Source organism: Burkholderia stagnalis, from assembly GCF_902830275.1.
GTDB lineage: Bacteria > Pseudomonadota > Gammaproteobacteria > Burkholderiales > Burkholderiaceae > Burkholderia > Burkholderia stagnalis.
The window spans coordinates 1-307 of record NZ_CADESW010000110.1 but is presented as its reverse complement, the minus strand read 5'-3'; the positions used below and the strand labels follow the sequence as shown (position 1 = coordinate 307).

The following is a 307-nucleotide window of genomic DNA, read 5'->3' as shown; positions in this document are numbered from 1 at the left end:
GACAGCGAAGCCACCGTGCTGTCAGTCGTGCTCAGGCCCGTCGACAACGAGCCGATGCCGGTCGAAGCCGACGTGGACAGCGATGCAATCGAGCTGGTCGCCGTGCTCAACCCCGTCGACGTGGACGTCGACAGCGAAGCCACCGTGCTATCAGTCGTGCTCAGGCCCGTCGACAGCGAGCTGATGCCGGTCGAAGCCGACGTGGACAGCGATGCAATCGAGCTGGTCGCCGTGCTCAACCCCGTCGACGTGGATGTCGACAGACTGTTGATTGCCGTGTTCGTTGCGAACAGCTGCGAGCCGTTGA

Annotated in this window: 1 protein-coding gene; it reads left to right on the top strand. The window is 63.5% G+C overall.

The annotated features are described in order from the left end of the window. On the top strand, positions 1 to 307 hold a 307-nt coding region (locus HWY45_RS37250), incomplete at both ends, for a hypothetical protein (RefSeq protein ID WP_279607769.1).